Raw genomic sequence first — 18,196 nt, forward strand, 5'->3', positions numbered from 1 at the left:
ATCCGTTGCCCAGCAACGGATGCGGCGGCACGGTCGTCTGGCCGGACGTGTCGGGTGAGCCGCTCCGCCGAACGGCTCACCCGGACAGCCGACTCACCGGCCGGTCGCCTCGCCGGACACCCTCTGCCCGGACTCGCGGGCGTGACCGCCCACGTCCTGCGCCGCCTCTTTCGCTTCTCCCGCAGTGGTCTGCGCGGCGTCCGAAGCGACCTGCTTCACCTCGCCGGCCGCGTCACCCACGGAGCTCTTCACGTCCTCCTTGAGGTGCCGCGCCGACTCCGTGAGAGCTTCCTTCGCCGGTTCCACCGCGTCACCGAAGCTGTCGGAGAGCTGTTGCACCGCTTGCCTTTCGGCGTCGGTGCGGGGCAGGACCGCGGCGAGCAGCAGGCCGCTGCCGAACGCGATGAGCCCGGCGGCGAGCGGGCTGCCCTGCGTCTGCCGTGCGACCTGTCGCGGTGCGTCCTGCACCGCCCGCACGGCCTGGTCCGCCCGTTCGGAGACGGCGCTGCCCGCGTCGTGTCCCTGTTCCCGCACGGTGGACGCGGCATCCGCGGCAGTGCCCATCACTTTCTCCCTCATCGAGGCCAGCCCCTGCCGCACACCGCGGACACGTCGCTGGGCGATGCTCCGCGGGCTCGCGTGATCGACGAGCCGGTTCGCGTCGTGCCGGAGCTCGGCGCGGGTCATCTCGATGTCACGACTTATCTGGTCGGGTGTTTCGCCCATTCCGCGTCCTCCTTCAGCGTTTCCACGGTGCGTTCGGGTTTCGGGTTGACGGTGCGCAACCGGGCGCGGCCGGTGGAGTACAGGACGGCGCCGGCGATTCCCCAGACCGCCCCGACGATCAGCGCGGCCCAGCCGAGCGGCATGACGGCACCGAGTGCGAACACCAGCGCGAGGCTGATCAGCACGGTGGTCATGTACCCGGCGAACCCCGCGGCCGCGAGCATTCCGGTCGCCTTGCCGGCCTTGACGGCCTCCTGCCGCATCTCGGCCTTCGCGAGCTCGAGCTCCTGCCTCATCAGCTTCGACAGGTCACCTGTGAGCTCACTGACGAGATCACCCAGCGACTCCCCGGCACCGTCCACTCGCGACGACGGCATCTCAGGGCTCGACATGGGGCACCCCCGCCGCGGGCATCGCGGGCGCCGCGCTCGGCGTCAGCGGCGCGCCGAAGTCCGTTGGCGCACCGGCTCGTTCCGGCGCCACCGGCACGTCGGTCCGTTCCGACGTCACCGGCACGACTCCGCCCTGCTGCCGCGGCTCTTCGTCACCACCGGTGGCGCTCTTCGCGACGCGTCCGACCAGGAATCCCGCCACGGCGGCACCCAGCAGGAACGTGCCGGGCTTGCGCCGGGCGTAGTCCCGTGCCGAGTCGAGCAGGCCCTGGGCGCCTCGTTCGTCGAGGAACCTCGCGGCCTGCCTGCTCGTGTCCGCGGCGCTCTGAATCGCTCCGGCCGACATCGAGTCGGACGGCGCGTTGCCCGCCATCTGGCCCAGCTCGTCGGCGATGCGACCGAGCTGCCTCGACACCCGCTGCGCCTGATCTTCCGCTTCTGCCGCAACGCGTTCCCGCACGTCCCTGACGACGTGACGGGCCTGGGCCGCGGTCTCCTGGGTCACCTGCGAGGCCTGCTCCCGGACAGTGCTTCCCACCTGTCCCGCCGCCTCTTTGGCGTGCTGTGCGACCTCGAAGCCCTCGTCCCGGGCCGCCGTGCGCACTCCGCCCATCTGGTTCTCGGTCACGGCTGACTCCTCAGCTCATCGTCGTGTCCTGGCCTACGAGCTACCCTGCGGAACTCAGCGCAAACGAGACCGGTGGCGAAACTGTTCTTCTTTCCACACTCACGACTTCCGCGCTGCCGCCGGCGCGGTCCGGCTGAGGAGCACACCGACCGAGAGAGGAGCGAGCCCGCACGATGACCGGACCGATCCCCGCGCCGGAACCCCGGCTGCACCTCCAGCTGCTCGACGGTTTCCGACTGGGCACCGGCCGGACACCGGTCCACGTGGTGCCTGGTGCACAAAGACTCCTCGCGCTCCTGGCACTGCACCCGAGCCCGGTGCCGCGGCCCGTCGCCGCGGCTCTGCTCTGGCCGGAGGCAACCTCCCGCCGCGCGGCCGCGTGCCTGCGGTCGTCGTTGTGGCGGTTGAACAAACCGGCACCGCTGGTCGTGTTCGAGGACGCGCTGACGCTCGATCTGAAGGTGGACATCGACTTCCGCCGTGCCTGCGCCCTCATCGCCGAACCGGGCGCGAACCCCGGCGCGGTGGCCCTGCTCAAGGCCGGCCTGCACCCACGGCTGGGCCCAGCCGTGGGTGCAGGCCGAGCGGGACTGGTGGCGGCAGGCACGGCTGCGCGCGCTGGAGGTGCTGAGCGAGCGGCTCCGGTCGAGCGGCGACCACCACCACGCGCACCAGGCCGCCCTGGCGGCCGTTCAGACCGACCCGTTGCGGGAAAGCGCTCACCGCACGCTCGTCCGACTGCACCTGGCCGACGGCAATCCAGCACAGGCGTTGCGCCAGTACCAGACCTACCGGGCCCTGCTCCGCGCGGAACTCGGCCTCGAACCGTCCCCGCACATCCACGACCTCATGCGGCCGCTGCTGAGGAGCGCGCGCTGCTAGGCCCTGTCCTGCAGGTCTCGACCGTGACTCTCATCGAACGGACCTACAGGACAAGGCCTAGTCGCAATGCCGATCGGTTTGGCATTACGGCTGGTCAGATGCCTCGTGGCGGACTCTTCCTGGGAGTGCGGCAGGCGACTGACCGCAGTGCGGTCAGTCGCGGCGGCCCAAGATCACTTGCGGGAGCGCTCTAAAGGCTGCGAACAGCCCGGTTGGTGGTAGTTATGCGCTCGATGATCATGAGTTGGTAGTACTTGCAGACGCCCGGTTCGCTGTGAGAGCGCGAACATCGAAATCGGCATGACCACTGGAATGCGCGACACGCGGCTCGTCGAGGGCCACAGCCTGCGCATACCCCTCAACCGACCGGCATTGGGCCTAGTCGGCGAGTGACGGGAGGAGCTTGGCGGTGATCTCGCGGAGGCGGGTGACGTCGTCGTCGGTCAGGTGGTCGAAGACGAGCCGGCGGACCTCGGCGACGTGGCCGGGTGCGGCGGAGCGCAGGAAGTTCCAGCCGTCGCTGGTGAGCCGTGCGACCTGGCCGCGCTTGTCGGTCGGGCAGGCGGACCGCTCGACCCAGCCGCGTTCCTCCAGCACGGACACCGCGTGCGAGAGCCGGGTCGTCGTCGTGCCCGCCCTGCGCGCGAGCTGCGTCATGCGCATGCTCCCGTCGCGCTCGGCGCTGAGCATGGTCAGGATGCGGTAGTGGGCGTGCGGCAGGCCCGCGTCGTCACGCAACTGCCGGTCCAGCGCGGTCGGCAGCAACATCAGCAGCTGCGTGACGTTCAACCACGCGTCCATCTCGGTGCTGGTGAGCCACCGCGGTTCCGCCGCGGGTCGTGCTTCGGTCACCGCGTCATCCTTCCTGCCGGACTCGTACCGGGAGGAGCAGGTCGCCGACGGGCAGGCGCACCCGTGCGGCGGTCTCCCGCTGCGCGAAGGGCTCGGCGAGCCGGGCGGGCTCGTCGCGCAGACCGACGGCGATGACGACCAGCGGCACCACGTCGTCTGCAGCGAGCACGGCAATGAGGCGGTCGCGGTCGAAGCCGCCGATCTGGTGCACCGCCAGCCCTTCGGCCTGGGCCTGCACCGACAGGTGCGCCACGGCCTGCCCGGCGTCGTAGACCGCCCACGGCTGCGCGGCGCCGTCGGCACCCGTGGTCCGCGCCGCCACGACGACCAGTGCCGACGCCGCCCGCGCCCACACCTGGTTGCCGGCGGCCAACGTGTCGAGCACGGCCGCGTGCTCGGCGGTGCCGCGCCGGGTCACGGCGAAGCGCCACGGCTGGGTGTTGGACGCGCTCGGCGCCCAGCGGGCGGCCTCCAGCAACGCGGCGAGTTGCTCGTCCGTCACCTCGTGGTCCGGGTCGAACGCTCGCGAACTCCACCTGCGCGCCAGCAACGGATGAAGCGGCACCACCGTCGACGCCGTCTTGTCCACGGTCGACTCGAGCGTGGCCATGTCGTTTCCTCTCCGGGGGGTGGTCAGCCGGCGAGCGGCAGATCGATGGTGTGGTGGGTGTGGGCGACCTTGGCCGACAGGTAGGCGGCGTTGGCGTCGGTCAGGTGCACGCCGGTCGGGACGCGGCTCGTCACCCGCACGCCCAGCGCGTCGAGCTGCAGCGCCTTGTCGGGGTTGTTGCTCAGCAACCGGATCCGGTCGACACCCACCGCGTGCAGCATCTGCGCCGCCGCCGAGTAGTCGCGCTCGTCCTCACCCCGCCCGAGCGCCAGGTTCGCCTCGTAGGTGTCGAGTCCGGCGTCCTGCAGGGCGTAGGCGTCGAGCTTCGCGTACAGCCCGATACCGCGGCCTTCCTGCCGCAGGTAGAGCAGGAAGCCACCCTCGCCGGCGATGCGCTCCACCGCCTCGCGGAGCTGCGGACCGCAGTCACAGCGCTGGGAGCCGAACACGTCGCCGGTGAGGCACTCGCTGTGCGGCCGGACCAACGGCGCCGCGTCTCCGGCCACCGCCGCCCGCCAGTCGCCCAGGCCCAGCGCCAGGTGCTCCAGGCCGTCGCCGAGACCGGTGAAGGTGAACACCTCCGCGGTGGTGGCGTACCCGTCCGGGAACTCGAGCGGCACCGTGACCTGCGTGCGCACCGTCGCCGCTGGCGCCTTCAGCTCCGTGCTGGTCATCCGGGCCTCCGCGTTGTTGAAGTTTCACATATGAGTCTGCAACTCCACTATTGAAACTTCAACAACAACGGGGATGGCCCTGATCACATGCGAACGATCGTGGCGCAACTCAGGCCCCACGACATGTGGTGGTGCGGCTCAACCCACGCCCTGCGATCCGGGTCAGCGGCGCCCAGCGGCCAGGACGACGAGGAACTGGCCGCCACCCGCCTCGACGCCGGCGGTCACCGGCAGGCCGGGAACCAGCCGGGAGAACCGGTCCACCAGCCACTCCGCCACCTCGTGAGCGTCCTTTTTGGTCGGACAGCGGCCCACCATCTCGCGGCCCCCCTTGCGTTCCAGCCTCCCGGCGACGGTGATCAGCGGCGCGGGTTCGGCCACGTGCAGGTGGTCCGGCCAGGCGATGACGACCTTGACCGCGCCCTTGCGGCTGTTGCAGCCGCGGTGCGCGAGCCGCTCCGCGACCTTGGCCTTCCGGTCGGCGGTCCTGCTGTCGACGCTGGGGCCTCGCGCGTCGTTCACCGACATGTCCGGGTCCACCGGTTCGTCGCACACCCAGCAGCGCCAGCTGTCGCGCTCGGCCACGTCATCAAGTTGACTCACCTGCGCAAACCTAGCCTGTCCGACCCGCACGGCCGCCCAGCGACCCACAGCTTAAGTCAGTCGCTTGACTTAATCTTCTCGGATCTCCAAGCTGTGGGTGAGCGGCCGAACACGGGCTGCTGCGAGAGGAGTCTTTGGTGACGCAGGTCGAAGAGCCGTTGCGGTACCCGATCCCCGCCGGGAACGCGCTGGATCCACCAGAGGAGTGGGCACGGCTGCGTGATCGGTGCCCGGTCGCGCACGTGACGCTGCCCAGCGGCGACGGCGCCGCGCTGGTGACCCGGTACGACGACGTCAAGCAGGTGCTGTCCGACCCCAGGTTCACCAGGACGGGGCCGGGCAGGGGCGCCAGGGTCTCCGCCGAGGACGGCGGGGTGTTCAACAGCGAGATGGCGTCGGTGCTGCCGCAGCACGGCCCGGAGCACCTGCGCTGGCGGCGGATGATCGGCAAGTGGTTCACCGCCAAGCGGATGAACGCCCTGCGGCCCGGCATCGAGGCGATGGCCGAGCGGCTGGTCGACGACATGGTCGCCAAGGGTGGGCCGGCCGACCTGAAGGCGGCTCTGGGTTTTCCGCTCCCGGTCTGGGTGATCTGCGACATGCTCGGGGTCCCGGACGCCGACCGCGACAGGTTCGCGCACTGGTCGGACATGCTGCTCAGCATGACCCGCTTCTCCCAGGAGGAGATGAACGCGGCGCAGGCGGAGTTCGGTGCCTACATGGCGGCGCACATCGCGGCCAAGCGGGCGGAACCGGGCGAGGACATCCTCAGCGCGCTGATCTCGGAGACCGACGCCGAGGGCGAGCCGTTCTCCGACGTCGTTCTCATCTCGACGGGCATCGGTCTGCTGGTCGCCGGGCACGAGACCACGGCCAACATGATCGCCAAGATGATCGCGATGCTGCTCGCCGACCGGAGCCGCTGGGAGCGGCTGCTGGCGGACCGGTCGCTGGTGCGCTCCGCCGTCGAGGAGGCGTTGCGGATGGACGCCAACTCCGGCTTCGGCATGGTGCGGTACTTCGACGAGGACGTCGAGCTCGCCGGGACGGTCCTGCCCGCCGGCACGACGGCGGTGTGCAGCATGGCGGCGGCCAACCGGGACGAGCGCGCCTTCGTCCACGCGTCGGAGATGGACCTGCACCGCAGCCCGAACCCGCACCTGGCCTTCGGCGCCGGCGCCCACGCGTGCATCGGGCAACCGTTGGCGCGCACCGAGCTGCAGGCCGTGCTCGACGTCCTGCTGCGCAGGCTGCCCTCGCTCGAGCTCGCCGTCGGCGCCGACGACCTGCGCCGGGTGGAGGGGCTGGTCGTCGGCGGGCTCACGGAGCTGCCGGTGAGGTGGTGACCGGTGACGAGTGAGGCCATTAGGACCGGCAGGTCCGAGCGGACGCAGTCGACCAGGGAGCTGATCCTGGTGGCGGCGGAGCGGCTGTTCGCCGAGCACGGGGTCCTCGCGGTGTCCAACAGGCAGATCAGCGAGGCCGCCGGGCAGGGCAACAACGCCGCAGTGAGCTACCACTTCGGCACCAAGGCCGACCTGGTGCGGGCGATCGCCCGCAAGCACTCCGCGCCGATCGAGGAGATCCGCCGGCGGGTGGCGGACGAGGCCGGCGACAGCACCGACGTGCGGGACTGGATCGCCTGCCTGGTGCGCCCGATGGCCGAGCACCTCGACGCGCTGGGCAGCCCGACGTGGTTCGCGCGGTTCGGCGCGCAGGTGATGACCGACCCCACCTTCCGGCCGATCATGATCGACGAGTCGCTGTCGTCACCGTCGCTGGTGCGCATCGTCGAAGCGCTGAACCGGTGCCTGCCCGACCTGCCGCCCGAGGTCCGGGCCGAACGAGGCGACATGGCGCGCCAGCTGATCGTGCACACGGTCGGCGAGCGGGAACGCTCCCTCGCCGAAGACACCACCACACCCCGGTACACGTGGAACTCCGCCGCGGCCGGGCTGATCGACGCGCTCACGGGGATGTGGCTCGCGCCCGTCTCCCCCACCGAGCCGCGGGAGAAGAAGGAACGATGAAGGTAACTGTCGACCAGGAGAAGTGCTGCGGCGCCGGAACGTGCGTGCTGCTCGCGCCGGACGTGTTCGACCAGCGGGACGAGGACGGCATCGTCGTCCTGCTCGACGAGACACCGCCCGCGGAACTGGAGGACGTCGTGCGCGAGGCCGCCAGCGTGTGCCCCGGCGTCGCGATCTCGGTGACCGGGTGAGCACTCCTGACGGCGTGCTCGTGGTCGGGGCTTCCGCGGCCGGTCTCAGCACCGCGGAAGCCCTGCGGCGCAAGGGTTACCGCGGCCCGATCACCGTGCTGGGCGCCGAGCGGCACCTGCCGTACGACCGGCCACCGCTGTCCAAGCAGGTCCTCGCCGGCACGTGGACGCCGGACCGGGCGCGCCTGCGGCCGCCGGACGTTCTGTCCACTCTGGACGCCACGTTCGTGCTCGGCGACGCCGCCGTGAGCCTGGACGTTCCGGCACGGACCGTCCGCACGGCCTCCGGTCAGGAGCTCACCGCGGAAGCCGTCGTGGTGGCCACCGGGTTGCGGGCGCGCACCCTGCCGGGCCAGGACGGCCTGGCCGGAGTGCACGTGCTCCGCACGCTCGACGACACCCTGGCCCTGCGCGAGGACCTGCTGGTCTGCTCACGGGTCGTGGTCGTCGGCGACGGGGTGCTCGGCACCGAGATCGCCGCCACCGCGCGGATGATGGGACTCGCCGTCACGATCGCCGGACCACAGCGAGCACCGCTGGCCCACCAGTTCGGTGCGTTGCCGGCACGGCTGCTGGCGGACCTCCACACCTCGAACGGCGTCGGCCTGCGGCTCGGCTCCGGCGTCACGGGCCTGTCGTCGCACGAAGGCCGGGTGACCGGGGTGTGCCTGGAGACCGGCGAGGTGCTGCCGGCGGACGTCGTCGTGGTGGCGTTCGGCGCCGCTCCCGCCGTGGAATGGCTGGCGGGCAGCGGGGTGCCGCGCGACAACGGGATCGTGTGCGACTCGCAGTGCCGCGCGGCGGACGGCGTCTACGCCGCCGGCGACGTGGCCCGGTGGCACCACGAGGCGCTGGACGTCCTGATGCGCCTGGAGAACCGCACGAACGCGGCCGAGCAGGGCGTGGCGGTGGCCGGCGCGATCCTCGGTGAGACGAAGCCGTACACGCCGGTGCCCTACTTCTGGACCGACCAGTTCGACGTCAAGATCCAGGTGCACGGCGTTCTCGGCGCCGACGCCGAAGTGTCCGTTGTGGACGGTGATCCGGCCGGCAACCGCTTCGTCGCGACGTACCGCCAGGACGGCGTCGTCACCGGCGTGCTCGGCTGGAACATGGCCAAACAGGCCCGTCTTCTCCGGCAGGAGATCGGGAGACCAGCACTCGTGGGAGGAAAGTCGTGACGGGCACCATGGAGACCTTCCCGGGGGTGCGGGCGGAGAGGTGCCCGTTCGACCCGCCTCCGGCCATCCAGTCGTTGCAGCAGCGGGCACCGCTGACGCGGGTCCGGCTGCGCAACGGCACCGAGGCGTGGCTGGTGACCAGGTACGCGGAGCAGAAGGCGCTCCTGGCCGACTCCCGGCTCAGCTCGGACGCCACGCGGCCGGGCTATCCGATCGAGGTCGACGTCTCGGCGGGCGGCGGCACCCCCATCAGCTTCATCCTGATGGACGACCCCGAGCACGCCCGGCTCCGCCGGATGGTGACCTCGTCGTTCACGATCAAGCGGGTCGAGGCGATGAGGCCCGGCGTGCAGAAGATCGTCGACGACCTCCTGGACGACCTGCTCGCCGGTCCCAAGCCCGTGGACCTGGTGCAGGCGTTCGCGCTCCCGGTGCCGTCACTGGTGATCTGCCAGCTGCTCGGCGTGCCGTACGACGACCACGAGTCGTTCCAGGAGAACAGCAAGGTCCTCATCAACCGGGACGCCACCGGGGACGAGCGCCGCGCCGCGGGCGGCCGGCTGTTCCAGTACCTCGACGGCCTCGTCGGCGAGAAGATCGGGAACCCCGGCGACGACCTCCTGTCCGGACTGGCCGGGCGGATCGCCGACGGCGAGCTGACCCGGCCGGAAGCGGTGCAGATGGGCGTGCTCATGTTGCTCGCCGGGCACGAGACCACCGCGAACATGATCGCGCTCGGCACCCTGGCGCTGCTGGAGCACCCGGACCAGCTCGCGAAGCTCCGGGAGTCGGACGACCCCGCGTTCGTGGCGTCCGCCGTCGAGGAGTTGTTGCGCTACCTGCACATCACGCACAACGGCCGCCGCAGGGTCGCGCTGGAGGACGTCGAGATCGCCGGTGAGACCATCCGCGCGGGCGAGGGCGTGATCATGGCCAACGACATCGGCAACCGCGACCCGTCGGTGTTCCCGGATCCCGACCGGCTGGACCTCGGCCGCAACCCCCGCCGGCACGTGGCGTTCGGGTTCGGTGTGCACCAGTGCCTCGGCCAGCCGCTGGCCCGGATGGAACTGCAGGTCGTGTACAGCACGCTGTACCGGCGGATTCCGGCGCTGCGGCTGGCCACCGAGCTGGAGAAGATCCCGTTCAAGCACGACGGCTCGGTGTACGGCGTCTACGAGCTTCCCGTGACCTGGTGACGGCGGCGAACTCCAGGCACGAAAGGACCCCACATGCTCACCACACTCGACGAACGCGCCGCGCTCATCGTGGTCGACCTGCGGAACGGCGCCCTCGCCCAGCCGGCCGCCCCGCACCCCGCCAAGGACGTCACCGTCATGCGACGGTGACGAGCACGCGGCCCCGGCCCCCGGCGTCGACCCGGTCGTGGGCCGCCGCGATCTCGGTGAGCGGGAACAACTCCCCCACCTGCACCCGCAGCGCGCCCACGGCGGCCGCGGAGGTGAGGTCCCGGGCAGCGGCACGTTTCGCGGCGGCGGGGAAGTCGTCGCTGCCGAACAACCGCACGGTGACGTTGGCGAACAGCAAAGGCCAGAACGGCAGTTCGGTGCGGTCGGCCCGAGTGCCGTAGGCGGCGATGATGCCGTCGTTCGCGATGACGGCGACGTCCAGGTCGGCGTTGTCGGACAGGGAGACCTCGACGATCCGCTGCACTCCGTCCGGGGCGCTCGCGCGGATCTCTTCGGCAGCGCCGGGGTTGTCGAGCGCCACCGCGTGCGTGACGACGGCGGGGTCCACCAGGTCGAGGTCGCTGGTCTTGGTCACCGTTCCGAGCACGGTGGCGCCACCCCAGCGCGCGAGCTGCGCGGCGAGTGAACCGACACCGCCGAGCACTCCCTGCACCAGGACGGTCCGCCCGTCGACCGGGCCGTCGGCGAACACCGTGCGGTGGGCCGTGATGCCGGGGATGCCCAGGCTCGCCGCCAGTTCGTCGGGCACGTGGTCCGGCAACGGCACGGCCAGGTGCTCGGGCACCACGACGTATCGCGCGGCGGTGCCGAACGCCCGGTACGACTGCGCGCCGTAGACCCACACGCGCCGTCCCACCCGGCCGGCGTCGACACCCTCACCGACGGCGTCCACCACACCCGCGGCGTCGCTGTGGGGAACGACCCGCGGGAACGGCATGGAGGATCCCAGCCAGCCGCGCCGCTTCTTCGTGTCGCCGGGGTTCACCCCGGACAGCCGCACCTCGACGCGCACCTCACCGGGGCCGGGCTCGGGGTCGGGCAGCTCCCCGACCCGCAGGACCTCGGTGGCGGCGCCTTGCCGGTCGTACCAGGACGCGAACATGGTGCTCCTCCAGGCTCGTGCGGGAACTCAGCTGTCCTGACAGCCTGCAGTTAGTTGAAATTCGAACTTCCTGCGGCCGACGCTACGGACGAATAGTTCAAGCGTCAAGTAATTTGGGGACGTGACCGCAGACCCGGAGGACCCGCGCTGGCTGACGGCGGAGCAACGGCTGGCCTGGCTCGACATGGTCCGCCTGCTGACGCGGCTGCCCGCGATCCTCGACGCCCAGCTGGAACGCGACGCCGGACTGTCCTTCTTCGAGTACCACGTGCTGTCGATGCTCTCCGAGGTTCCCGGCCACACCCTGCGCCTGAGCCGCCTCGCGCAGCTGACCAGTTCCTCGCTGTCACGCCTGTCGAACGTCGTGAAGCGCCTCGAAGGCCGTGGCCTGCTGCGCCGCGAGCCCGATCCCGACGACGGCCGGGCCAGCCGCGCGGTCCTCACGGCCGCGGGCACGGCTGCCGTCGAACTGGCGGCACCTGGTCACGTCACCGTGGTCCGCGAGCTGGTCGTGGACCCTCTGGACCCGGCGCAGCTGAGCCAGCTGCACGCCGCCCACGAACGCATCCTCGGCCGGCTCGACCCCGCTTCCGCCACCCGGCCGGAGTGGCTGGAGACCTGACCGCGGCTCAACTCGTCCTTTCCTGCCACCGGACCAGCAAGCCGAGCGCCCGCGCGACGACCGGTGAGTCGTCGTCGGCCCGCACGGCGGCCACGAGATCGACGCCGTGGTTCCCTGCCAGCGGGCGGTAGGTCGCGCCGGCCACGCCGAGCTCCGCCACGGGTTGGGGCACCACGGCCACACCGAGTCCGGCGGCGACGAAGGTGACCAGCGTCGAGGTCTCCGCCACCTCGTGACGGATCCGAGGCTCGAACCCCGCCGAGCGGCACAGGTCCGCGACGATCCCGTGCATGACGGAACGGCCGCGTGACGCGTGCACGATCAAATCTTCCTCGCGCAGATCCCCGATCTTCAACCGCTTCCGCCGCGCGAGCCGGTGGTCCTCGGGCAACGCCACGATGAGCCGGTCGCGGCGCACCACGGCCACCCGCACCGCCGGGTCCTCGACCGGTGGGCGCAGCAGGGCGAGGTCGACGCGGCGGGCGAGCAGGGACTCGAGCTGGTCCGGTGCCAGCATCTCGCCCCGGAACACGAAGTCGACCGCCGGCAGCTCCTCCCGCAGGGCACGCGCGAACGCGGGCAGCAGGCTGTAGGTGGCCGAGCCGACGCACCCCACGACCAGGCGGCCCTGCAGCCCGTCGGCCACTCGTTGCGCCTCCGCGGCAGCGTCGTCGACGGCGGCGAGCACGGCTCGGGCGCGGTCCAGGTAGACCATCCCGGCGCCGGTGAGCTCGACCTTGCGGGTGGTGCGGTGCAGCAACGTCACCCCGAGCTCGGCCTCCAGCTGCTGGATCTGCTGGGAGAGCGGCGGTTGCGCCATGTGCAGGCGTTCGGCGGCACGGCCGAAGTGCCGTTCCTCGGCGACCGCGACGAAGTAGCGCAGGTGACGGAGTTCCACCGAATTGATACCCCCGAAGTCTCAGCCAGCGCCAAATGAGTATTTCTGAATATAACCGCGCCGCACTAGCGTCGACGGCATGACCGACGTCGTGATCTGCGAACCCCTGCGCACCCCCGTCGGACGGTTCGGCGGTGCCTTCGCCTCGCTGAGCGCCACCGATCTCGCCACCGCCGTGCTCACGGAACTGGTGCGGCGCACGGGCCTGCGCGAGGGCGACGTTGACGACGTCGTGCTCGGGCAGAGCTACCCGAACGGCGAGTCGCCGGCGATCGGCCGGATCGCGGCACTGGACGCGGGTCTCGGCACCGGCGTTCCCGGCCTCCAGATCGACCGCCGCTGCGGATCCGGCCTGCAGGCGGTGCTCTACGCGGCGGCTCAGGTGGCGACCGGCGCGGCGAACGTCGTCGTGGCGGGTGGCGCAGAGTCGATGTCGCAGGTCGAGCACTACGCGCTGGGACTGCGCACCGGTGTTCGCAGCGGTGGCGTCCAGCTCGTCGACCGCCTCGACCGGGCCAGGGAGACGGCCGGTGGCCGGTTCCACCCGGTGCCGGGAGGCATGCTCGAGACCGCGGAGAACCTCCGCCGCGAGTACGGCATCTCGCGCGTCGAGCAGGACGAGTTCGCGGTGCGGTCGCAGCGGCGCTGGGGTGCCGCAGACGAGGCAGGGCGGTTCGCCGACGAACTGGTGCCGGTGACCGTGCCCGGCCGCCGAGGCAAGCCCGATCTCGTCGTCGACCGCGACGAGCACGCCCGTCCGGACACGACGCTCGAAGACCTCGCGGCGTTGCGGCCGGTCAGGCTGAAGCTCGATCGTGAGTCCACGGTCACCGCGGGCAACGCGAGCGGCCAGAACGACGGTGCCGCGCTGTGCGTGGTCACCACCCGCGCCGAAGCCGAGAAGCGCGGCCTGCGCCCAATGCTCGCCCTCAGATCCTGGGCCGTCGCCGGTGTGGGACCGGAGGTCATGGGCATCGGTCCCGTCCCGGCCACGGCCGCCGCGCTCGACCGGGCCGGACTCACCCTCGACGACATGGACGTGATCGAACTCAACGAGGCGTTCGCCGCCCAGGTCCTCGCGTGCCTGCGCGAGTGGAAGCTCGACGCGGCAGACGACCGGCTCAACCCCAACGGTTCCGGCATCTCGCTCGGACACCCCGTCGGTGCGACCGGCGCACGGATCCTGGCGACCCTCGCGCACGAGATGGGCCGCCGCGGCAGCCGCTACGGCCTGGAGACGATGTGCATCGGCGGTGGCCAGGGGCTTGCCGCCGTCTTCGAGGCGGTGCGCTGATGAGCGTCGCCGCGGTCGACCACGTCGTCACCGGCAGGCGGGACGGCTCGGTCGTCACCGGCAGGTCCGACGGCCCGGACGTCACAGGCAGGCCGGACGGCCCGGACGTCGAGTTGTCCAACTCGCTCGGCTCGACGCTGGAGATGTGGGACGCCAACGTCGCCGCGCTCGAAGAGCACTCCCAGGTGGTGCGTTACGACACCCGCGGCCACGGACGCTCCCCCCGTCGTGCCCGGCCCGCACACCGTCGACGCCCTCGCCGACGATCTCGTCAGGCTGCCCGACCGGCTGGGCGTGGAGAAAGCGCACCTGGTCCGGCTGTCGCTCGGGGGCATGGCCGCGCTGCGCCTGGCCGCGCTGCGCCTGGCCGCGCTGCGCCTGGCCGCGCGCGACCCCGGACGCGTCGACCGGCTCGCGGTCCTGTGCACGAGCGCTCTCCTCGGGCCGGCGGCGAACTGGACCGAGCGCGCGGCTCTCGTCCGCCCCGAGGGAACGGCAGCGGTCACCGAGGCCGTCGTCCAACGGTGGTTCACCCCCGCGCACGAGGATCGTGCCCCGTGGGAGGCGACGGTGGCTCTCACACCGACGGAGGAAACGACGGTGGCCATCACACCGGTGGAGGGGTGACCAATGTGCCACCGTGGCCGAACTGCCGTGCCACCGCTCCCCGCGCGATTCCTCATGACGCAACGCGCGATCCCCGGATTTGGTTCCCGCTCTGTCCACAGGCTATCCGAGTCCGGATAACCGCAGGTCAGCCGCGAAGCAGCCTGTGGACAACTCACGATCATGCCACGAAGGAGAGCCACTCATGAGTTTGGACAAGGTGGTCAGCGGACCGGCCGATGCCGTGGCGGGCGTCCGGTCCGGCGCGAGCGTCGCGGTCGGCGGGTTCGGACTCGCGGGCATCCCGTGGTTCCTCATCGAGGCGCTGTTGGAGCAGGGCGCCGACGACCTCACGATCGTGTCCAACAACTGCGGCGTCGACGGCGCCGGTCTCGGGCTGCTGCTCGAGCACCGCCGCATCAGCCGGGTCGTCGCGTCCTACGTCGGCGAGAACAAGGAGTTCGCGCGCCAGTACCTGTCCGGGGAGCTGACCGTGGAGCTCACTCCGCAAGGGACGCTCGCGGAACGGCTGCGCGCCGGAGGTTCCGGAGTGGGCGCCTTCTACACGCCCACCGGAGTCGGCACGCTGGTGTCCGAGGGCGGTCTGCCGTGGCGGTACCACCCGGACGGCACCGTCGCGCTCGCCTCACCGCCCAAGGAGGTGCGCACCTTCCACGGCAAGGAGATGGTGCTGGAGGAGTCGATCGTCACCGACGTGGCCCTCGTGCGCGCCGCCGCCGTCGACCGGGCAGGGAACTGCGTCTTCCACGCCGCCGCCCGCAACTTCAACCCGGCCGTCGCGATGGCCGGCCGGTTCACCGTCGTCGAGGCCGAACGCGTCGTCGAGGTCGGCGAGATCGACCCCGACCACGTGCACCTGCCCGGTGTGTTCGTGCAGAGCGTCGTCGCGCTCACGCCGGAGCAGGCCGCTCGCAAGGACATCGAGAAGCGCACCACCCGCGCCCGCCAGGAGGCGAACTGACATGGCCTGGACCCGCGACCAGATGGCCGCCCGCGCCGCGCTCGAACTGCGCGACGGCGAGTACGTCAACCTCGGCATCGGCCTGCCCACGCTCATCCCGGACCACCTGCCGGCGGACTCCGCGGTGACGCTGCACGCGGAGAACGGCATCCTCGGCGTCGGCCCGTTCCCCTACGACGACGAGGTCGATCCCGACCTGATCAACGCGGGCAAGCAGACCGTCAGCGTGCTGCCGGGAGCGTCGTTCTTCGACTCCCCCACCAGCTTCGCGATGATCCGCGGCGGCCACATCGACACCGCGGTCCTCGGCGGCATGCAGGTCTCCGCGCACGGCGACCTCGCCAACTGGATGGTGCCCGGCGCGATGGTCAAGGGCATGGGCGGCGCGATGGACCTCGTCAGCGGCGCCCGCCGGGTCATCGTCCTGATGGAACACGTGTCCCGCTCCGGTGACCCGAAGCTGGTCGGCACGTGCTCCCTGCCGCTGACCGGACGCCGGGTCGTCTCCCGCGTGATCACCGACCTGGCCGTGCTCGACGTCGCGGACGGCGCCTTCCGCCTGGTCGAGCTCGCGCCCGGCAGCACGGTCGAGGACGTGGTGGCGAAGACGGGCGCGCCGGTGCTCGCCGGGGAGCTCAGCGTCGGCTGACAGCCCTCACTTGCCAAAAAGCCGGAGTGGCGCGTCGGTGCGGATCGCGGTGAGGCCCCAGGTGGCGTAGGGCAACGTGACGGTGCCGCCCATCTCGTCGACCGCGGCGCCCAGGGCGGCCACCACTTCCGCCAGCCGCTCGGGCGGCAGGGTGGTGAGGCCGCCCGAGGTGGGCACCAGGTCCAGCAGTTCTTCCCGGCTGTACGCGCGTTGCCAGTCGTAGCGCCACAACTCGGGCTCGTCGAACCCGCCGGCCTCGCGGATTCCGTCCGCGGCCCTCGTGTACAGGCCCTGGTAGGCGTCCAGGACCGGCGCCTCCGACCGGCCGGTGAAGCTCAGCGGCGAGTCCGGTGCCAGCCGCCGGAACGCCTCGTCGAGTGCCTCCGCCAGGGCGGGCGGAAGCTGGTACACGTGCCCGAACGGCGCCAGCACACCTCCCGGTCGCAGGACCCGCGCCGCCGTGGCCGCGCCCACGACCGGGTCGACCCAGTGCCAGGCCGTGCCGGAGACGACCGCGTCGAAGGTGCGGCCCGCGGGCTCCCACTCCTCGAACTTCGCCACCTCGACCTCAAGGCCGGTGCCCCGCGCGAAGGCGGCCATCCGCCGGTCGGGCTCGATGCCGAGCACCGTGCGCCCGGCCGCCTGGAACTGGCGGGCCGCGATGCCGGTTCCGCAGCCGACGTCGAGGACGTCCGGGCCAGGGCTCGCGGAGACGATCCGCTCGATCATCGCCTCGGGGTACTCGGCGCGAGTCCGGTCGTACCTCTCGGGGTCGACGCCGAACGACTCCGCCACGCGGCGGTGCCGATGCGGTTCCGGCGCAGGTGACGACGGTAGAGTGACCATGTGCCCACTCTAGTGGGCATATGCCCATTAGACGGCCGGGTTCGCTCTCGGCGATCGGAGAGGAGGCGTCGTGCCGACTGGCGTCGCGCTGCGCGACCCGCGCCGGCAGCTGTTCGACGCCGCCGGCCGCGTCCTGCTCCGGGACGGGGCCAGCGAGCTGACCAGCCGGGCCGTCACCACCGAGGCGGGCGTCGCCAAGGGCGTCCTGCACCGGTACTTCGCCGACTTCGACGCCTTCCTCACCGAACTGGTGCTGGAGCGCATCGAGCAGGTCAAGGCGCAAGGCGCCGCCCTTCGGGACGTGGCGGGCACCGGTACCGTCACCGACAACCTGACCAGCGCTCTGACGACCGGCTTCGATCCGGTCATGGTGGCCGTCGTGGTCCTGGTCATCGCACGGGACGAACTGCGCACACGGCTGCGTGCGGCAGGCACCGCCCGGCTTCCACTCGTCGGTGAGTTCACGGCCGCGGTCGCCGACTACCTGACGGCCGAGCGCGACCTCGGCCGGATCGCACCCGACGCCGACATCACCACGCTCGCTCCCACGGTCATCGGCGCCGCACATCTGCAGTTCACCGAACACGGGGACGACCCCGCGAAGGCCGTGGCCGTGCGGAAGGTCGTGACCACGGTCCTGGCCGGCGCCGTGCGCTGAGTGGACGGACGGGTGATCGGGTACACGGGATCATGAGTGAGATCAGTGCGACGGACGTGCTGCTGGACGGGTTCGACCGCGTTCAGCAGACGGTCACGCGAATCCTCGAAGGCCTGTCCACCGACCAGCTCGCGCACCGCGTGAACGGCTCGGCGAACTCGATCGCCTGGCTCGTCTGGCACCTCACCCGAGTGCAGGACGACCACGTCGCCGATCTGGCGGGCACCGAGCAGGTGTGGACCGACGGCGGCTGGTTCGAACGGTTCGGCCTGCCGCTGTCGGCCGAGGACACCGGCTACGGCCACGACGCCGGACAGGTCGCCGCGGTGGTCGCGCCGTCCGACCTGCTGCTCGGGTACCACCGGGCCGTGCACGAGCGCACCGCGGCGTATCTGCGCGGCGTGAAGGCCGGGGACCTGTCGGTGGTGATCGACGTGTCGTGGGATCCGCCGGTCACCCGCGCGGTGCGGCTGGTCAGCGTGCTGGAGGACGACCTCCAGCACGCCGGGCAGGCCGCTTTCGTGCGCGGCTGCTCGCGTAGGTGACGTTCGCGGGCCAG

The 18,196-nt window shown here is 71.4% G+C and carries 23 protein-coding genes; 13 read left to right on the forward strand and 10 right to left on the reverse strand.

The genetic code is table 11. The annotated features are described in order from the left end of the window. Positions 1–93: 93 nt before the first annotated feature. Genes SK571_RS15650 through SK571_RS15660 form a run of 3 tightly spaced genes read right to left on the reverse strand, consistent with a single transcriptional unit; the run spans position 94 to position 1,746 of the window. Positions 94–726 carry a DUF3618 domain-containing protein gene (locus SK571_RS15650; RefSeq protein WP_319984791.1) on the reverse strand — a complete coding sequence of 211 codons (633 nt, stop codon included), beginning with the start codon at positions 724–726 and terminating at the stop codon, positions 94–96. Further along, positions 702–1,118: a phage holin family protein gene (locus tag SK571_RS15655; protein WP_319984792.1), complete on the reverse strand. Its 417-nt coding sequence runs from the start codon at positions 1,116–1,118 to the stop codon at positions 702–704. Before SK571_RS15655 ends, SK571_RS15650 begins: the two co-directional genes overlap by 25 nt. After that, a complete protein-coding gene (locus SK571_RS15660; RefSeq protein ID WP_319984793.1) occupies positions 1,105–1,746 on the reverse strand; it encodes a hypothetical protein in 642 nt (213 codons plus the stop codon). The genes SK571_RS15655 and SK571_RS15660 overlap by 14 nt, the downstream gene beginning before the upstream one ends. A 480-nt stretch (positions 1,747–2,226) precedes the next feature. Between SK571_RS15660 and SK571_RS15665 the strand changes: the two genes are divergently transcribed. Then, positions 2,227–2,628 (forward strand): AfsR/SARP family transcriptional regulator, encoded by a 402-nt coding sequence (locus SK571_RS15665; RefSeq protein ID WP_319984794.1) that lies wholly within the window; start codon positions 2,227–2,229, stop codon positions 2,626–2,628. A gap of 378 nt (positions 2,629–3,006) precedes the next feature. Here SK571_RS15665 and SK571_RS15670 read toward each other — a convergent pair whose 3' ends face one another. The 4 genes from SK571_RS15670 to SK571_RS15685 form a co-directional block, all read right to left on the reverse strand. After that, positions 3,007–3,480 carry a MarR family winged helix-turn-helix transcriptional regulator gene (locus SK571_RS15670; RefSeq protein ID WP_319984795.1) on the reverse strand — a complete coding sequence of 158 codons (474 nt, stop codon included), beginning with the start codon at positions 3,478–3,480 and terminating at the stop codon, positions 3,007–3,009. 4 nt (positions 3,481–3,484) lie between these two features. Continuing rightward, on the reverse strand, positions 3,485–4,090 hold the full coding sequence (locus SK571_RS15675; protein ID WP_319984796.1) for a nitroreductase family protein: 606 nt from the start codon (positions 4,088–4,090) through the stop codon (positions 3,485–3,487). A gap of 23 nt (positions 4,091–4,113) precedes the next feature. Beyond that, the gene (locus SK571_RS15680) at positions 4,114–4,764 is read right to left on the reverse strand and encodes a GTP cyclohydrolase II (protein ID WP_319984797.1); all 651 of its coding nucleotides are present in this window, start codon (positions 4,762–4,764) and stop codon (positions 4,114–4,116) included. Between the two features lie 162 nt (positions 4,765–4,926). Further along, on the reverse strand, positions 4,927–5,367 hold the full coding sequence (locus tag SK571_RS15685; RefSeq protein WP_319984798.1) for a hypothetical protein: 441 nt from the start codon (positions 5,365–5,367) through the stop codon (positions 4,927–4,929). A 137-nt stretch (positions 5,368–5,504) separates the two neighbouring features. Between SK571_RS15685 and SK571_RS15690 the strand changes: the two genes are divergently transcribed. Genes SK571_RS15690 through SK571_RS15710 form a run of 5 tightly spaced genes read left to right on the forward strand, consistent with a single transcriptional unit; the run spans position 5,505 to position 9,968 of the window. Next, entirely contained in the window at positions 5,505–6,713 is a 1,209-nt protein-coding gene (locus SK571_RS15690) for a cytochrome P450 (RefSeq protein WP_319984799.1), read from the forward strand. 3 nt (positions 6,714–6,716) lie between these two features. Further along, positions 6,717–7,397, forward strand: coding sequence for a TetR/AcrR family transcriptional regulator (locus SK571_RS15695; RefSeq protein ID WP_319984800.1), 681 nt, complete (start codon positions 6,717–6,719; stop codon positions 7,395–7,397). Further along, a complete protein-coding gene (locus tag SK571_RS15700) occupies positions 7,394–7,588 on the forward strand; it encodes a ferredoxin (protein WP_319984801.1) in 195 nt (64 codons plus the stop codon). Before SK571_RS15695 ends, SK571_RS15700 begins: the two co-directional genes overlap by 4 nt. Beyond that, positions 7,585–8,769 (forward strand): NAD(P)/FAD-dependent oxidoreductase, encoded by a 1,185-nt coding sequence (locus SK571_RS15705; protein WP_319984802.1) that lies wholly within the window; start codon positions 7,585–7,587, stop codon positions 8,767–8,769. The genes SK571_RS15700 and SK571_RS15705 overlap by 4 nt, the downstream gene beginning before the upstream one ends. Before the next feature lie 8 nt (positions 8,770–8,777). Then, positions 8,778–9,968 carry a cytochrome P450 gene (locus tag SK571_RS15710; RefSeq protein WP_319984848.1) on the forward strand — a complete coding sequence of 397 codons (1,191 nt, stop codon included), beginning with the start codon at positions 8,778–8,780 and terminating at the stop codon, positions 9,966–9,968. A 136-nt stretch (positions 9,969–10,104) separates the two neighbouring features. On the opposite strand, the gene SK571_RS15715 is transcribed toward SK571_RS15710, so the two are convergent. Next, positions 10,105–11,082, reverse strand: coding sequence for an NADPH:quinone reductase (locus SK571_RS15715; RefSeq protein WP_319984803.1), 978 nt, complete (start codon positions 11,080–11,082; stop codon positions 10,105–10,107). A 121-nt stretch (positions 11,083–11,203) separates the two neighbouring features. Between SK571_RS15715 and SK571_RS15720 the strand changes: the two genes are divergently transcribed. Next, entirely contained in the window at positions 11,204–11,704 is a 501-nt protein-coding gene (locus tag SK571_RS15720) for a MarR family winged helix-turn-helix transcriptional regulator (protein ID WP_319984804.1), read from the forward strand. Between the two features lie 7 nt (positions 11,705–11,711). Here the strand turns inward: SK571_RS15720 and SK571_RS15725 are convergent, their stop codons facing one another. Then, complete coding sequence (locus SK571_RS15725; protein ID WP_319984805.1) at positions 11,712–12,602, reverse strand: LysR substrate-binding domain-containing protein; 891 nt, start codon at positions 12,600–12,602, stop codon at positions 11,712–11,714. Positions 12,603–12,681: 79 nt separating this feature from the next. Between SK571_RS15725 and SK571_RS15730 the strand changes: the two genes are divergently transcribed. The 4 genes from SK571_RS15730 to SK571_RS15745 all read left to right on the forward strand — a co-directional run bounded on the left by SK571_RS15730 (position 12,682) and on the right by SK571_RS15745 (position 16,133). Beyond that, positions 12,682–13,896: an acetyl-CoA C-acetyltransferase gene (locus SK571_RS15730; protein ID WP_319984806.1), complete on the forward strand. Its 1,215-nt coding sequence runs from the start codon at positions 12,682–12,684 to the stop codon at positions 13,894–13,896. 228 nt (positions 13,897–14,124) lie between these two features. Then, a complete protein-coding gene (locus SK571_RS15735; protein ID WP_319984807.1) occupies positions 14,125–14,523 on the forward strand; it encodes an alpha/beta hydrolase in 399 nt (132 codons plus the stop codon). Positions 14,524–14,707: 184 nt separating this feature from the next. Then, positions 14,708–15,484 (forward strand): CoA transferase subunit A, encoded by a 777-nt coding sequence (locus tag SK571_RS15740; RefSeq protein ID WP_319984808.1) that lies wholly within the window; start codon positions 14,708–14,710, stop codon positions 15,482–15,484. A gap of 1 nt (position 15,485) precedes the next feature. Beyond that, positions 15,486–16,133 carry a CoA transferase subunit B gene (locus SK571_RS15745; protein WP_319984809.1) on the forward strand — a complete coding sequence of 216 codons (648 nt, stop codon included), beginning with the start codon at positions 15,486–15,488 and terminating at the stop codon, positions 16,131–16,133. Positions 16,134–16,139: 6 nt separating this feature from the next. Here SK571_RS15745 and SK571_RS15750 read toward each other — a convergent pair whose 3' ends face one another. Next, on the reverse strand, positions 16,140–16,979 hold the full coding sequence (locus SK571_RS15750) for a class I SAM-dependent methyltransferase (RefSeq protein WP_319984810.1): 840 nt from the start codon (positions 16,977–16,979) through the stop codon (positions 16,140–16,142). A gap of 70 nt (positions 16,980–17,049) precedes the next feature. On the opposite strand from SK571_RS15750, the gene SK571_RS15755 reads away from it, so the two are divergent. Both SK571_RS15755 and SK571_RS15760 read left to right on the forward strand, forming a co-directional pair. Continuing rightward, positions 17,050–17,637 (forward strand): TetR/AcrR family transcriptional regulator, encoded by a 588-nt coding sequence (locus tag SK571_RS15755; RefSeq protein WP_319984811.1) that lies wholly within the window; start codon positions 17,050–17,052, stop codon positions 17,635–17,637. Between the two features lie 41 nt (positions 17,638–17,678). Further along, on the forward strand, positions 17,679–18,182 hold the full coding sequence (locus SK571_RS15760) for a mycothiol transferase (RefSeq protein ID WP_454780185.1): 504 nt from the start codon (positions 17,679–17,681) through the stop codon (positions 18,180–18,182). Positions 18,183–18,196 lie beyond the last annotated feature (14 nt).

Source organism: Lentzea kristufekii, assembly GCF_033949925.1.
GTDB classification, from domain to species: Bacteria; Actinomycetota; Actinomycetes; order Mycobacteriales; family Pseudonocardiaceae; genus Lentzea; species Lentzea kristufekii.

Bases quoted from the DNA above. Each gene is read 5' to 3' on its own strand.
- SK571_RS15650 (WP_319984791.1), bottom strand. From the start codon at position 726: ATGGGCGAAACACCCGACCAGATAAGTCGTGACATCGAGATGACCCGC.
- SK571_RS15655 (WP_319984792.1), bottom strand. From the start codon at position 1,118: ATGTCGAGCCCTGAGATGCCGTCGTCGCGAGTGGACGGTGCCGGGGAG.
- SK571_RS15675 (WP_319984796.1), bottom strand. From the start codon at position 4,090: ATGGCCACGCTCGAGTCGACCGTGGACAAGACGGCGTCGACGGTGGTG.
- SK571_RS15680 (WP_319984797.1), bottom strand. From the start codon at position 4,764: ATGACCAGCACGGAGCTGAAGGCGCCAGCGGCGACGGTGCGCACGCAG.
- SK571_RS15700 (WP_319984801.1), top strand. From the start codon at position 7,394: ATGAAGGTAACTGTCGACCAGGAGAAGTGCTGCGGCGCCGGAACGTGC.
- SK571_RS15710 (WP_319984848.1), top strand. From the start codon at position 8,778: ATGGAGACCTTCCCGGGGGTGCGGGCGGAGAGGTGCCCGTTCGACCCG.
- SK571_RS15715 (WP_319984803.1), bottom strand. From the start codon at position 11,082: ATGTTCGCGTCCTGGTACGACCGGCAAGGCGCCGCCACCGAGGTCCTG.
- SK571_RS15730 (WP_319984806.1), top strand. From the start codon at position 12,682: ATGACCGACGTCGTGATCTGCGAACCCCTGCGCACCCCCGTCGGACGG.
- SK571_RS15740 (WP_319984808.1), top strand. From the start codon at position 14,708: ATGAGTTTGGACAAGGTGGTCAGCGGACCGGCCGATGCCGTGGCGGGC.
- SK571_RS15745 (WP_319984809.1), top strand. From the start codon at position 15,486: ATGGCCTGGACCCGCGACCAGATGGCCGCCCGCGCCGCGCTCGAACTG.
- SK571_RS15750 (WP_319984810.1), bottom strand. From the start codon at position 16,979: ATGGTCACTCTACCGTCGTCACCTGCGCCGGAACCGCATCGGCACCGC.